Source organism: Streptomyces sp. NPDC002232 (assembly GCF_042890295.1).
GTDB lineage: Bacteria > Actinomycetota > Actinomycetes > Streptomycetales > Streptomycetaceae > Streptomyces.
Map to the genome: position 1 here is coordinate 1,078,994 of NZ_JBIARV010000005.1, position 13,396 is coordinate 1,092,389.

The 13,396-nt window shown below is 75.4% G+C and carries 11 protein-coding genes and 1 pseudogene; 5 read left to right on the top strand and 7 right to left on the bottom strand.

The window, feature by feature from the left end:
• Positions 1-211 precede the first annotated feature (211 nt).
• The 4 genes from ACFYXU_RS27855 to miaA all read right to left on the bottom strand — a co-directional run bounded on the left by ACFYXU_RS27855 (position 212) and on the right by miaA (position 5,541).
• Complete coding sequence (locus ACFYXU_RS27855; RefSeq protein ID WP_389460483.1) at positions 212-2,368, bottom strand: RelA/SpoT family protein; 2,157 nt, start codon at positions 2,366-2,368, stop codon at positions 212-214.
• A 250-nt stretch (positions 2,369-2,618) separates the two neighbouring features.
• Positions 2,619-3,506 carry a diaminopimelate epimerase gene (dapF, locus tag ACFYXU_RS27860; protein ID WP_389460485.1) on the bottom strand — a complete coding sequence of 296 codons (888 nt, stop codon included), beginning with the start codon at positions 3,504-3,506 and terminating at the stop codon, positions 2,619-2,621.
• Between the two features lie 475 nt (positions 3,507-3,981).
• Complete coding sequence (locus ACFYXU_RS27865) at positions 3,982-4,494, bottom strand: hypothetical protein (RefSeq protein WP_376510294.1); 513 nt, start codon at positions 4,492-4,494, stop codon at positions 3,982-3,984.
• A gap of 108 nt (positions 4,495-4,602) precedes the next feature.
• Positions 4,603-5,541 carry a tRNA (adenosine(37)-N6)-dimethylallyltransferase MiaA gene (miaA, locus tag ACFYXU_RS27870; RefSeq protein ID WP_329857276.1) on the bottom strand — a complete coding sequence of 313 codons (939 nt, stop codon included), beginning with the start codon at positions 5,539-5,541 and terminating at the stop codon, positions 4,603-4,605.
• Positions 5,542-5,717: 176 nt separating this feature from the next.
• Between miaA and ACFYXU_RS27875 the strand changes: the two genes are divergently transcribed.
• Positions 5,718-5,987 (top strand): hypothetical protein, encoded by a 270-nt coding sequence (locus ACFYXU_RS27875; RefSeq protein ID WP_389460487.1) that lies wholly within the window; start codon positions 5,718-5,720, stop codon positions 5,985-5,987.
• Between the two features lie 96 nt (positions 5,988-6,083).
• Entirely contained in the window at positions 6,084-6,341 is a 258-nt protein-coding gene (locus tag ACFYXU_RS27880; protein ID WP_389408403.1) for an antitoxin, read from the top strand.
• 82 nt (positions 6,342-6,423) lie between these two features.
• Here ACFYXU_RS27880 and ACFYXU_RS27885 read toward each other — a convergent pair whose 3' ends face one another.
• Together ACFYXU_RS27885 and miaB are read right to left on the bottom strand one after the other, a co-directional pair.
• Positions 6,424-7,131 carry a class III extradiol dioxygenase subunit B-like domain-containing protein gene (locus tag ACFYXU_RS27885; protein ID WP_389408402.1) on the bottom strand — a complete coding sequence of 236 codons (708 nt, stop codon included), beginning with the start codon at positions 7,129-7,131 and terminating at the stop codon, positions 6,424-6,426.
• Positions 7,132-7,839: 708 nt separating this feature from the next.
• Positions 7,840-9,360, bottom strand: a complete 1,521-nt coding sequence (gene miaB / locus ACFYXU_RS27890) for a tRNA (N6-isopentenyl adenosine(37)-C2)-methylthiotransferase MiaB (protein WP_376512342.1) — start codon at positions 9,358-9,360, stop codon at positions 7,840-7,842.
• A gap of 211 nt (positions 9,361-9,571) precedes the next feature.
• Between miaB and ACFYXU_RS27895 the strand changes: the two are divergent.
• The 3 genes and pseudogenes from ACFYXU_RS27895 to ACFYXU_RS27905 all read left to right on the top strand — a co-directional run.
• A pseudogene (locus ACFYXU_RS27895) lies at positions 9,572-10,225 on the top strand (DedA family protein); the annotation flags it as partial.
• A gap of 245 nt (positions 10,226-10,470) precedes the next feature.
• Complete coding sequence (locus ACFYXU_RS27900; protein ID WP_376512338.1) at positions 10,471-11,628, top strand: sensor histidine kinase; 1,158 nt, start codon at positions 10,471-10,473, stop codon at positions 11,626-11,628.
• The gene (locus ACFYXU_RS27905) at positions 11,619-12,263 is read left to right on the top strand and encodes a response regulator (protein ID WP_389460489.1); all 645 of its coding nucleotides are present in this window, start codon (positions 11,619-11,621) and stop codon (positions 12,261-12,263) included. Before ACFYXU_RS27900 ends, ACFYXU_RS27905 begins: the two co-directional genes overlap by 10 nt.
• On the opposite strand, the gene ACFYXU_RS27910 is transcribed toward ACFYXU_RS27905, so the two are convergent.
• Positions 12,248-13,342, bottom strand: coding sequence for a CaiB/BaiF CoA-transferase family protein (locus ACFYXU_RS27910; protein ID WP_329857284.1), 1,095 nt, complete (start codon positions 13,340-13,342; stop codon positions 12,248-12,250). The genes ACFYXU_RS27905 and ACFYXU_RS27910 overlap by 16 nt on opposite strands.
• Positions 13,343-13,396: the final 54 nt, after the last annotated feature.

Here is a 13,396-nt window from a genome sequence, read left to right on the forward strand (position 1 = left end):
GGGCGGTGCCGGGGCGCGCCCGGGGCGCTCGGAGGAGCGCCGTCAGCCCATGCCGCCCGAGTGGCAGGTGTCAGCCCAAGCCGCCCGAGTGGCGGGCATCAGCCCAGGCCCACCCAAGTGCCGGACGCCAGCCCAAGCCGCCCAAGTGCCGGACGCCAGCCCAAGCCGCCCGAGTCTCAGACGCCAGCCCGAGCCGCCCGAGCGGCAGCCGTCAGCCCAGGCCGCCCGAGTGCCGGGCACGGCTGACGTCGTACACGCCCGGCACGTCCCGCATGGCCCGCATGAGGGCGCCCAGGGCCGCCGCGTCGGGGAGGTGGAGGGTGTACGTGTGGCGGACCCGCTGCTCGCTGGGCGGTTCGACGTTCGCCGAGACGACCGCGGCCCCGAAGCCGGCGATGGCCTCGGTGAGGTCGGCGAGCAGTCCCGGCCGGCCGAAGGACTCGGCGACCAGGGTGACCCGGCCCTGGGGGGTGTCGCCCCAGCGGACGGTGACGGGTTCGCGGCCGAGACCGCGCATGGCGTCGACGGCCGAGCAGCGCGCGCGGTGGACGGTCACGGATCCGCCGCGCACCCGGAAGCCGGTGATCTCGTCGGGCGGTACGGGGGTGCAGCAGCCCGCCGGGCGGGCTGCGGCGGGCGGCTCGCCGTCGAGGGGCTCGGCGTGCAGCTCCGCGCCGGCGCGCCGCTCGGCGGGGGCACTGACCGGGGGCCGGGGGTCCCGGGGGGCGGCGGGCGGCGCGGCGCTCTCGGGGTGGGCGCGGAGCCAGCCGGTGATCGCGATCCGCGCGGCGGGGGTGCGGGCGTGGTCCAGCCACTCCGGGGACGGCCCGGACACGGCGTCGTGGGCGAGGAGCAGCTGGACGGTGTCCCCGTCGCCGAGGACCGTGCTCAGCGGGGCGAGGCGGCCGTTGACGCGGGCGCCGAGGCAGGCGTGGGCGGCCTCGCCGTGCTGCGCGTACGCGGCGTCGACGCAGCTGGCCCCGGCGGGCAGGCTGATCGTGCCGGGGGCGCTGCCGTCGGCGCGGAAGACCGTGATCTCGTCGTCCTCGGCGAGGTCGGCGCGGAGGGAGCTCCAGAAGGTGTCGGGGTCGGGCGCGGCCTGCTGCCAGTCGAGGAGCCGGGAGAGCCAGCCGGGGCGGGTGGGGTCGACGCGCTCGCCGTCGTCGGTCCCGGGGGCGGCGGTGTCCTGGTCCTGGCCGACGTGCGGGTTGCCGAGGGCGACGACTCCGGCCTCGGCGACCTTGTGCATGCGGTGGGTGCGGATGAGGACCTCGGCGACGGCGCCGTCGGGGGCGGCGACCGCCGTGTGCAGGGACTGGTACAGGTTGAACTTGGGGGCCGCGATGAAGTCCTTGAACTCGGAGATCACCGGGGTGAAACAGGTGTGGAGCTCGCCGAGGACCGCGTAGCAGTCGGCGTCCTCGGCGACGAGGACGAGGAGCCGTCCGAAGTCGCAGCCGCGCAGCTCGCCGCGCTTGAGCCGGGCCCGGTGGACGGAGACGAAGTGCCGGGGGCGGACGTGGACCTCGGCGCCGATGTCCGCCTCGCGCAGGACGGCGGCGACCTGTTCGGCGACGGCGTCGAGCGCGGGTGCGGCGTCGGGGTGGTCCGCGACGAGCGCGCGGGTGGTCTCGTACTCCTCGGGGTGGAGGATCGAGAAGACGAGGTCCTCCAGCTCGGTCTTGAGAGCCTGGACGCCGAGCCGTTCGGCGAGCGGGATGAGGACGTCCCGGGTGACCTTGGCGATGCGCGCCTGTTTCTCGGGGCGCATCACGCCGAGGGTGCGCATGTTGTGCAGGCGATCGGCGAGCTTGATCGACATGACCCGGACGTCGCTGCCGGTGGCGACGAGCATCTTGCGGAAGGTCTCGGGCTCGGCGGCGGCGCCGTAGTCGATCTTCTCGACCTTGGTGACCCCGTCGACGAGGTAGGCGACCTCGTCGCCGAACTCGCGGCGCACCTGATCGAGCGTCACCTCGGTGTCCTCGACGGTGTCGTGGAGGAGGGAGGCGGTCAGGGTGGTGGTCTCCGCGCCGAGTTCGGCGAGGATGAGGGTGACCGCGAGGGGGTGGGTGATGTACGCCTCGCCGCTCTTGCGGAACTGGCCGCGGTGCGAGGACTCGGCGAGGACGTACGCCCGGCCGAGCACTCCGAGGTCGGCCTCGGGGTGCTGGGCGCGGTGCGCCTCGGCCACGTGGCCGATGGCGTCGGGCAGCCGGTCACGGGGCGCCGGTCCGGCGGTGGCGCCGAGCAGGGCGGCGCGGCCGAGGCGGCGCAGGTCGATCCGGGCGCGTCCGCGTCTGCGGACGGCCACGTCGGTGGTGGCGGCCTCGGCCGCACTCACGGGGTTGGTGGCCTCTGCGCTCATGGGGCACCTCCGGCAACGTCGACCGGCGGTGGGCGGGCCAGGCGTGCCCGGGGGGCCGGTGCTTGATGCTACCGACCCCACCACGTGGCGCAGTCATGCTCTCGCTCAGCGTGAATCGGATCACCCATTCGAGCGACAGATCAGTCGTTGACAGTTTCGATTCCGTCGCGCGTGATCACCGCTCGGGTGATCACGACGTGCGTGATCACGGCGGGTGTGATCGCGGGTGACGTGATCACGGATGGTGTGATCACGGCGTTCCGGTGTCCTGTCCCAGCCACGCCGGGTCGACCATGCCCTCGGCGACGATGACGGCGGGGCCGGTCATGTCGATGCGGCCGTCGGGGTGCTCGGTGATGACCAGGGTCCCGCCGAGCACGTCGACGGTGTACGTGACGGGGGTGCCGCTCTCGGCGGGGTCGGCGCCGTCCCGGCGGGCGGCGGCGACGGCGACGGCGCACGCGCCGGTGCCGCAGGAGCGGGTCTCGGCGGCGCCGCGCTCGTGGACGCGCATGGCGACGTGACGGGGGCCGCGGTCGGCGACGAACTCGATGTTGACGCCGTCCGGGTAGACCGAGGCGGGCGCGTAGGGCGGCTCGGTGAAGAGGCTCCCGGCGTGGTCGAGGTCCTCGACGAAGGCGACCGCGTGGGGGTTGCCCATGTTCACGTTGCGCGCGGGCCAGCTGCGGCCGTCGACGGTGACGGTGACGCCGGCCTCGGGGAGCACCGCGCGGCCCATGGCGACCGTGACGGAGCCGTCCTTGTCCAGGTGGACGTGCTTGACGCCGCCCCGGGTGGCGACGGCGACCTCGCCGGCGGTGACGTGGCCCGCGTGCTCCAGGTACCGGGCGAAGACCCGGACGCCGTTCCCGCACATCTCGGCGACCGAGCCGTCGGCGTTGCGGTAGTCCATGAACCACTCGGCCTCGTCGGCCAGGTGCCGCGCCTCGGGGTGGGCGGCGCTGCGCACGACGTGCAGCAGCCCGTCGCCGCCGATGCCGGCCCGCCGGTCGCAGAGCCGCGCCACGACGGCGGGCGGCAGGTCGACGGCGTTCTCCGCGTCGGGGACGATCACGAAGTCGTTCTCGGTGCCGTGGCCCTTGAGGAAGGGGAGCGGCGAGGTCTGCGTGCTGGTCACACGATCAACTGTACGGGGCGGGTCCGACGAGCCGCCCGCTCGGTCCACGACACGAACACCCGCTCCCCGCCCACCGAGCCCCACCCACCCCGCCCCTCCCCCGCCGAGGCCCGCGCCGAGCTCCCCCGGGCCGAGGGGCCTCCGTAGGGGAGCGGGGACTCGGCCGCGCGCGGGGCGGGGGCAGGGTGGGCTGGGCAGGCCGCAGGGCGGGACAGGGGTACGGCGTCGAGGCCGGGGGCCGGTGAGGCGTGCGCCCCGCGCGTCCGAGGGCACGGGGTGGGTTCGCGCCGTGCCTCCGCGGGCGGGGTGGGTTCGCGCCGCGTACGGTGTCGGGGCTCTCGTCCGGGTGCGGGCTTCGTCGGGCCCGGGCTTCGTCGGGCCCGGGCTTCGTCCCGGGCGCGTGCTTCGTCGGGCCCGGGCTTCCTCCCGGGCGCGTGCTTCGTCGGGCCCGGGCTTCCTCCCGGGCGCGGGTGGCTCAGCGCAGGCGGGCGACGCGCCAGACCGCGAGGGCGACCAGGGCGGCGATCGTCGAGAGGTAGAGCGCGAGGACGCGCCAGTTCGGGCGCTCGCCCGAGCCGCGCGGCGGCAGTCCCGGCCAGGTGTAGCCGACCTTGCGGGCGGCCATCATGCCCCAGCCCGCCGCGCAGGAGCTGATGAGCAGTCCGAGCATGGCGACGACCGCGCCGCCGTCACCGGAACCGAAGGCCAGCGGGAAGGCGAACATCAGCGAGCCGACGGCCGCCAGGCCCACGATCGGGGCGAGCTGCCAGATCCGCAGCCGGCGCTGGGGGCGGAGCTCGACCTCGACCTCGTCGGCGTCGACCTCGACGGCGGTGCCCACGGCGTCGTCGGGACCGTCCGTGGCCAGCCCCGGGGCGCCGACGGGGACGTCGTCCGTCGGATGGCCCGGTGTGTCGCCCGACGGATCCGCCGTCGGGTCACCCAGGGCCGCCTCGTGCTGTTCTCTGTCGCGAGGGCCGGCCTCCATCGCCACGCGCCCTCCCCACTCGGACTCCACTTGGTCGATCGATGCTCGATGATGGCACGCTCATGACCGCCGAAATGACGGGCAGTGCGTCCCGATGCCATCACGTGATCAGGCTGTAACCGCTCGTTCGACCAACGACAGCGCCTCTCGCGGGAGTTCCCCGCGGTGATCGGCGGCTCCGCTGAGCCAGTGCACGCGCGGGTCGCGGCGGAACCACGAGTCCTGGCGGCGGGCGAAGCGCTTCGTGGCCCGCACGGTCTCGGCGCGCGCCTCGTCCTCGGTGCACTCGCCCGCGAGCGCGGCGAGCACCTGCTGGTAGCCGAGGGCGCGGGCGGCCGTGCGGCCCTCGCGCAGCCCCCGCGCCTCCAGGGCGCGCACCTCGTCGACGAGCCCGGCCTCCCACATCCGGTCCACGCGCGTGGTGATCCGCTCGTCGAGCTCGGGCCGGGCGACGTCGACGCCGATCTGGACGGTGTCGTAGACGGAGTCGTGACCCGGGAGGTTGGCGGTGAAGGGCTTGCCGGTGATCTCGATCACCTCGAGCGCCCGGACGATGCGACGGCCGTTGCTGGGGAGGATCGCGCGCGCGGCCTCGGGGTCGGCCACGGCGAGCCGGGCGTGCAGGACACCGGAGCCGCGCTCCTCCAGTTCGGCCTCCAGGCGGGCCCGCACGGCGGGGTCGGTGCCGGGGAACTCGAGGGCGTCGACGGCCCCCCGGACGTACAGGCCGGAGCCGCCGACGAGGACCGGGGTGCGGCCCTCGGCGAGCAGCCGGTCGATCTCGGCGCGGGCGAGGCGCTGGTACTCGGCGACGCTGGCGGCCTCGGTGACGTCCCAGATGTCCAGCAGGTGGTGCGGGACGCCGCCGCGTTCCTCCGGGGTCAGCTTGGCCGTCCCGATGTCCATCCCCCGGTAGAGCTGCATCGAGTCGGCGTTGACGACCTCGCCGCCGAGCTGCTGCGCCAGGAATACACCCAGATCGGACTTTCCGGCTGCCGTGGGGCCGACGACGGCGATGACCCGCGGGGCGGGAGCTGCGCTTCTCACCGTCCCAGTCTCGCAGCCCCCGGGCCCGGTCCCCGAACGAGCGACGTGACGGGCCTTCTCCGGCTTCGTTGCCTGTTGCGAGGTTCCGGGCGTCGATCACCGCGGATTCCGGCCGCCGATCATCACGGAACCCTCCCATCCGAGTACGCTATGGAGTGAATATGGGCGTTTTTGCAATGTTTCGCCGTAAGAAGCGGGACGACGACGCGCGGGACGACGGGGTCGGCACCCGCGCCGAGGGGACCGGGGCCGAAGCCGGAGCGGACGCCACGGCGGAGGCCCCCGGGACCACGGTGGAGGACGGCGCGGACGGTACGGAGGACGTCGGAACGGTCGAGGTGACCGCCGGAGGGAGCGTCGCGGCCGCCGAGGTCGTGGAGATCCCGAAGCAGCAGTCGGCCGAGGCCGCCGCCGACAACGAGGCGGGCGACGGCGCCCGCCGCTAGGGCCACACGCCCTGGGCCCCCGGAGTCCTGGGGGCAGGACACGGAACGCACGACACGGAACACGGACCCCCGGGGTCCGCGGAGGGAAGGTGCCCCATGGGTCTCCTGGATTCGCTGAAGGCCAAGCTCGCCCCGGCCAAGGACAAGGTCGCCGATCTCGCGCAGCAGCACGGCGAGAAGATCGACCAGGGTCTGGACAAGGCCGCGCAGGTGGTCGACGAGAAGACCAAGGGCAAGTACAGCGACAAGATCCAGTCCGGTACGGGCAAGGCGAAGGACGCCATCGACCGGATCGGTCACAAGGACGACGGCACGCCCGACAGCGGTGGCGCGACGCCGCCGCCGGCCGCCTGACCGGCCCCTCCGCACGGCGGACGGCCGCGGAGCGTGACGCTCCGCGGCCGTTCGCCGTTTCCGTGCCCGTGCCGGGGGCTCCTCAGGACCAGGCCGCCACGAAGTACCCCACCCCGTAGGGGGCGTCCTCGAAGAGCAGGCGGCCGTCGAGGCCCGCGCCCTCGGCGGCGCCGGCGAGGACCTGCCAGGGGGCCCGTCCGGCCGCCCGCAGCTCCGTCGCGAGACCGGCGTCCAGCGCGAGCAGCGCGGCCGTGTCGGCGGTTCCGAGGGCCCGGGCGGCCTCCGCGTCGAAGCCCGCGGCCCGCTCGTCCAGGTAGCCCGGCGCCTTGACGGTCCGGCAGGCGCTGCCGTCGCCGAGGACCAGGAGGGCGACGCGCTCGGCCGAGGCGGCGAGGTCACGGCCGGTCGCGGCGCAGTCGTCCGCCGCCGTCGACCCGGCCACGGCCAGGCCCTCGACCGGAGCGCCGGCCCAGTCGGCGCGGGTCAGGAGCCAGGCGCCCACGGCGAGGGAGGCCGGCAGCGGACGGCCGCCGTCCGGTCCCTCTCCCAGGCGTACGTCGAGGTCGACGCCGAATCCGGCGAACGAGCCCCTGGCTCCGGCCGGGTGGACGCCCTGGGCGCCCTCGCCGGCGGGTCCGACCACGTACAGCCGGTCGGGGCGGGCGGCGGCGAGCAGCCCGACGGCGTCGGCGCAGGCCGCCCGTGCGGCGTCCAGCTCGGGGGCGGCGCCGGTCGCGACGTCGGGGAGGAGGAGGGGCGGGCAGGGGGTGACGGCTGCGGCGACAAGCATGATCGGCAGCCTACTGTGCGGGGCGGCACGGGCCCCGCCCTGCGTCTGGGCCCCGCCGGTCGTGGGTCCGCACCCGCCGATGCGCCGCGTTCGGCGCGCCCGTCGGTCTCTTTGTGGGCGGCGCGCCCGCAGGTCCCGCTGTGGGCGGTGCCCCCGCCGTTGCACCGCGGGCGGCGCCCCCTCGGGCCCCGTTGTGGGCGGCGCGCCCCTCGGGCCCCGTTGTGGGCATGCGTTCCGCTGGGGCGGAACGGGTGGGCACAACGGAACGGCGCCCTGCCGGCGCCAGAGGCTCCCGCGCCTGAACCCGCACCGGAAGCAGGCCGTCACACGTGGTGCGGGCCCAGGCACAGAACGCGGAGGCGCCGCTCAGCGCGCCGTCCCGTGTGCCCACCCGTCCCGCCCCAGCGGGACGATTGCCCACACGGGCAGCCGGCGAAGGCCCGGTCGAAGACGCGGGCCCACCCCGTGCGCGGGCGCGGCCCCACACGGGCGCGGGTGGGCCCGCGCCGTCCGAAGCGGGCGCGGGCACGCGCGGGTGGCGGGGCGCCGCGCCGCCGAAGGCGCGGGCCCCCGCGGGCGGCCCGGCGCGGAAGCGTCGCGTGAGGCCCGACGCAAGGGCGTCGCGTGAGGCCCGGCGCGGGGGCTCCGCGGGGGCCCGCAGGCCGGGCGTCGCGGCGGCGTGGACCCCCGACGGTGGGCTCGGGCCCCTCAGTGGGCGCCGCAGGCCGGGGTCGTGGCCGGGAGGGGGGCCGGGGCGCCGATCTGGGGGAGGCCCAGGAGGACGCCCGTCGGCTTCGGGGCGGACGTGCGCCGCTCCCACGCGTCGCCCGCGCGCGTCCGGCGGACCGCCGACACCGGGCCCTCCGCGAGCAGGTGGTGCGGGGCGGCGTAGGTGATCTCGACGGTGACGACGTCACCGGGGCGGACGTCCTCGTCCGGCTTCGTGAAGTGGACGAGCCGGTTGTCGGGGGCGCGGCCCGAGAGGCGGTCGGTGGCGCCGTCCTTGCGGCCCTCGCCCTCGGCGACCATGACCTCGAGGGTGCGGCCGACCTGCTTCTTGTTCTCCTCCCAGGAGATCTCCTCCTGGAGGGCCACCAGGCGCATGTAGCGGTCCTGGACGACCTCCTTGGGGATCTGCCCCTCCATGTCGGCCGCCGGGGTCCCGGGGCGCTTGGAGTACTGGAAGGTGAAGGCGTTCGCGAAGCGGGCCTCGCGGACGGTGTGCATCGTCTGCTCGAAGTCCTCCTCGGTCTCGCCGGGGAAGCCCACGATGATGTCGGTGGAGATGGCCGCGTGCGGGATGGCCGCGCGGACCTTCTCGATGATCCCGAGGAACCGCTCCTGCCGGTAGGAGCGGCGCATCGCCCGGAGGATCGTGTCGGAGCCGGACTGGAGCGGCATGTGGAGCTGCGGCATGACGTTCGGCGTCTCGGCCATGGCCGCGATGACGTCGTCCGTGAAGTCGCGCGGGTGCGGGGAGGTGAAGCGGACGCGCTCCAGGCCCTCGATCTGGCCGCAGGCGCGCAGCAGCTTGCTGAAGGCCTCGCGGTCGCCCAGGTCGGAGCCGTACGCGTTGACGTTCTGGCCGAGCAGCGTGATCTCGGAGACGCCCTCGGCGACCAGCGCCTCGATCTCGGCGAGGATGTCGCCGGGCCGGCGGTCCTCCTCCTTGCCGCGCAGGGCCGGGACGATGCAGAAGGTGCAGGTGTTGTTGCAGCCGACGGAGATCGACACCCAGGCGGCGTACGCGGACTCGCGGCGGGTCGGCAGCGTGGAGGGGAAGGCCTCCAGGGACTCGGCGATCTCGATCTGCGCCTCCTCCTGCACGCGGGCGCGCTCCAGGAGGACGGGCAGCTTGCCGATGTTGTGGGTGCCGAAGACCACGTCGACCCAGGGGGCCTTCTTGACGATGGTGTCGCGGTCCTTCTGGGCGAGGCAGCCGCCGACGGCGATCTGCATGCCGGGGCGGATGGTCTTCATGGGGGCGAGCCGGCCGAGGTTGCCGTAGAGCTTGTTGTCGGCGTTCTCGCGGACGGCGCAGGTGTTGAAGACGACGACGTCGGCGTCGCCGTCCGCGCCCTTGGGGGCCCGGACGTAACCCGCCTCTTCCAGCAGACCGGAGAGCCGCTCGGAGTCGTGGACGTTCATCTGGCACCCGTAGGTGCGGATCTCGTAGGTCTTGGTGCCGTCAACGCTCACTGCGGTGCTCCGGTCGCTGCTGCTCGTCATGCGTCCAAGGGTAGGCGGTCCGGGAGAGCCCCCCGTCCCGCGCGGGAGCCGGGCCCGGCCACCGGGCCCTGCGGTTTCCCGCAGGGGGGCCGGGTGGGAAGCCTCGTACCGGGACGGAGCGGGGATTCCTAGCGTGGAGGGTGCCGGGGCGAGCGTCCCCGGGAAGCCACTCGCCCCCTGGAGACCCGCCGTGCCCCTCCCTCCCCCGACCCTGCCCCTCGCCCTGGCCGGGGAGCCCGCCGACGGGTTCGCCGGGTGGGCCGCCGGACTCCTCGACACGATGGGCGGGCCCGGTGCCGGGCTCGCCATCGCGCTGGAGAACCTCTTCCCGCCGCTGCCGAGCGAGGTGATCCTGCCGCTGACCGGCTTCGCCGCCGGGCAGGGGGTCCTCAGCCTGGGGTCCGCGCTCTTCTGGACGACGCTGGGCTCGGTGGTCGGTGCGGTGGCGCTGTACTGGATCGGCGCGCTCTTCGGACGGCAGCGGATGCACGCGCTCTGGGCCCGGCTGCCGCTGGTGAAGGTCTCCGACCTGGAGCGCACCGAGCGGTGGTTCGCCCGGCACGGCACCAAGGCGGTGTTCCTGGGGCGGATGGTGCCCATCTTCCGGAGTCTCATCTCGGTCCCGGCGGGCGTCGAGCGGATGCCGCTGCACGTCTTCGTCGCCCTCACGACGGTCGGCAGCCTCCTCTGGAACAGCGTGCTGGTGCTGGCCGGCTACTGGCTCGGGGACCGCTGGGACCTGGTCGAGGGGTACGTGGGCGTCCTGTCGAAGATCGTCCTGGTGCTGGTGGTCGTGGCGCTCGCCGCGTTCCTCGCGGTGCGGTTCCGGGGACGCGGGCGCGGGCGCCGCGCCGGGCAGCACCGGGGACCCGGGCACGGTGCCGGGCAGAACCAGGGGCGCGAGCGCGATGCCGGTCAGCACCGGGGACGCGAGGGCGATGCCGGGCAGAACCAGGGGCGCGAGCGCGATGCCGGGCAGGACCGCAGGCACGGCGCGGGGCAGGACCGGGGCCGCGCCCAGCACCGCAGGACCCGGTGAGCGGGGGGCGGGCCCCCGCGGCGTACGCACGATCTTGTCCGGGGACGGGGCCGCACGTAGGCTCGGGGAGCGTGCGCGCGGACGAGGACGAGGTGGGGGCGGGCCGTCGGCTCGCCGGCGTCCTGCTCGGCTGCCTGAGCGCCCTCCTCGGCGCCCTGTTCCTCCTGCTCGCCGGAATCCCGCTCGGCCCCTTCCTGCTCTGGCCCCGCACCCGGCCCCGCGCGCGGCGGACCCTGATGGCCGGGGCCCGGCGGCTCGTGGCCCTGGAGCGGCGGCGGCGCTCGGTCTTCTTCGGCGACCGTTTCCCCGGCCCGTACGAGGTCCCCGACCGGCGTCTCCTGCGGTACCTCGCCGCCCGCGTCGGCACTGGCCTGGTGTCCGGACTCGTCCTGGGGCTCCTGGTCCTCGGCGAGGTCCTGGCCGTCCTGCTCGTCCGGGGTCTCGTCCGGGGCTCGCTCGGCTGGACCGAGCTCCTCACCCAGCTCCTGCTCGGCGGGGTCCTGCTCTTCCTCGACGTCCAGGGCCTGTACGCGCTGAGCGCGCTCGACGCCCGTCTCGCGCGCGCGTGCTTCGGCCCGTCCGAGCAGGAGCTGCTGCGCCGCCGCATCGACGAGCTCGCCCTCAGCCGGGCCGCCGTGCTCACCGCCGTGGACACCGAGCGGCGGCGGATCGAGCGCGACCTGCACGACGGCGTCCAGCAGCGGCTGGTGGCCCTGGCCATGCTGCTCGGCCGGGCGCGCCGGGGCCGCGCGCGCGACCCGGAGCAGGCCGACGCGCTGCTGCGGCAGGCGCACGCGGAGGCCCAGGACGTGCTCGCCGAGCTGCGGGACGTGGCCTGGCGGGTCTATCCCGCCGCCCTGGACAGCCTCGGGCTCGAAGAGGCGCTCGGCGGGGTGGCGCAGCGCTGCGGGATCCCGCTGCGGGTCCGCTTCGAGGCGGGGGACGCGCCGCTGCCGCCCGCGGTCGAGGCCGCCGCGTACTTCGTGGTCTCGGAGGCCGTCACGAACGCCGCCAAGCACTCCGCCGCCTCCGCCGTCCAGGTGCGCGTGACGCGCCTCGGTCCGCTGCTCACCGTCCGGGTCGAGGACGACGGCCGGGGCGGCGCGGACCCGGCGGGCAGCGGGCTCACCGGGCTGCGCAGCCGGGTCTCCGCGCTGGACGGGACCCTGCACGTCGAAAGCCCCCTCGGGGGACCCACCACTCTTGTCGCGGAGCTGCCGTGCGCGTGATCCTGGCCGAGGACTCGACCCTGCTGCGGGAGGGCCTGGTGCGGCTCCTCGTCGAGGAGGGCCACGAGGTGCTCGCCTCGTTCGGCGACGCGGAGGGCCTGGTCGCCGGGGTGGCGGCGCGCCGCCCGGACGTCGTGGTCGCCGATATCCGGATGCCGCCGACCCACACCGACGAGGGGCTGCGGGCCGCCGTGGAGATCCGCGAGCGGCTGCCGGAGACGGGGGTGCTGGTGCTCTCCCAGTACGTCGAGCGCAGCTACGCGGCCCGGCTGCTCGCCGCCGGGGCGGAACGGGTCGGCTACCTCCTCAAGGACCGGGTGGCCCAGGTCGAGGAGTTCCTCGACGCGCTGGAGCGGATCCACGCGGGCGGGGCGGCGATCGACCCGCAGGTCGTGCACCAGCTCGTGGTGCGCAGCGCCCACGCCGATCCCCTGGCCCGGCTCACCCCGCGCGAGCGGGAGGTGCTGGAGGTGCTGGCCCAGGGGTACACGAACGCGGCCATCGCGCGGCAGCTGCACCTCTCCCTGAGCGCGGTGGAGAAGTACCTCAACGCCGTCTTCGACAAGCTGGAGCTGCGCCGGACCGACGGCTACAGCCGCCGGATCCTGGCCGTGCTGCGCTACCTGGAGGCCTGAGCCCACTCGGCGAGCACCTCGTCGGTGTGCTCGCCGGGCAGCGGGGCGCGGCCCGGGGCACCGGCCGGGGTGCGGTCGAAGCGGGAGGCGGGAGCCGGCTGGAGGCTGTCGCCGACGGCCACGAAGGCGCCGCGCGCGGCCAGCTGGTGGTGCTCGGCCGCCTCGGCGGCGGTGAGGACCGGGGCCACTCCGGCGTCCACGGCGTCGAAGGCCTTGACCCAGTGCGCGCGGTCGCGGCTCGCGAACCGGGCGGCGATCAGGTCGCGGAGCGCGGGCCAGCCGGCCGGGTCGGCGCGGTCGGGCAGGCCGTCCTCGTCGCCGAGCCCGAGCTGCTCCAGGAGGTTCTGGTAGAGGCGGGGTTCGATGGCGGCGACGGCGAGGTGGAGGCCGTCGGCGGCCGCGTAGAAGGTGTAGTGGGGGGCGTCGGTGACGGTGTGGTTGCCGGGGACCGCGCGCCACTGGTGGATCAGGGTCGCGATGAGGGCGGCGCCGTCGGCGAGCGCGGTGTCGACGACCTGGCCCCGGCCGGAGCGCTCCCGCTCGTGGAGTGCGGCGAGCAGTCCGTGGACATGGGCGTTGGCACCGCCGGCGAAGCTGGAGAGGTACGCGGTCGGGGGCGGCACCGGCGCGCCGGTGGCGGGGTCGGTGTCGAGGGCGCCGGTCAGCGCGAGGACCGCGAGGTCGTGGGCGGCGCGCCCGGCCCACTCGCCCTGCCCTCCCCAGCCGCTGAGCCGCCCGTACACCAGGCGCGGGTTGCGGGCGAGGGCCGCTTCGGGGCCGATGCCGAGGCGGTCGGCGACGCCGGGCCGGAAGCCCTCGACGAGGAGGTCGGCGTGCTCGGCGAGCCGCAGCGCCCGCTCGATGCCGTCGGGGCTCTTGAGGTCCAGGGCGACCGAACGGCGGCCCCGGGAGAGCGGGTTCTCCGCGGGCCGCTCCGCGCCGGGGTCGGGTGCGCCGGCGGGCGCCCGGTCGACGCGGACGACGTCGGCGCCCAGACCGGACAGGACGGTGCCGACGAACGCGGTGGGCGCCGATCCCGCGAATTCCAGTACGCGTACTCCGGTCAGCGGTCCGGCCATGGCTGCCAACTCCTTCGAATTCCTGGATCGGTGATGCTTCCGACGCTATTCGGC

Bases quoted from the DNA above. Each gene is read 5' to 3' on its own strand.
- ACFYXU_RS27855 (WP_389460483.1), bottom strand. From the start codon at position 2,368: ATGAGCGCAGAGGCCACCAACCCCGTGAGTGCGGCCGAGGCCGCCACC.
- ACFYXU_RS27865 (WP_376510294.1), bottom strand. From the start codon at position 4,494: ATGGAGGCCGGCCCTCGCGACAGAGAACAGCACGAGGCGGCCCTGGGT.
- ACFYXU_RS27875 (WP_389460487.1), top strand. From the start codon at position 5,718: ATGTTTCGCCGTAAGAAGCGGGACGACGACGCGCGGGACGACGGGGTC.
- ACFYXU_RS27880 (WP_389408403.1), top strand. From the start codon at position 6,084: ATGGGTCTCCTGGATTCGCTGAAGGCCAAGCTCGCCCCGGCCAAGGAC.
- ACFYXU_RS27885 (WP_389408402.1), bottom strand. From the start codon at position 7,131: ATGCTTGTCGCCGCAGCCGTCACCCCCTGCCCGCCCCTCCTCCTCCCC.
- miaB (WP_376512342.1), bottom strand. From the start codon at position 9,360: ATGACGAGCAGCAGCGACCGGAGCACCGCAGTGAGCGTTGACGGCACC.
- ACFYXU_RS27910 (WP_329857284.1), bottom strand. From the start codon at position 13,342: ATGGCCGGACCGCTGACCGGAGTACGCGTACTGGAATTCGCGGGATCG.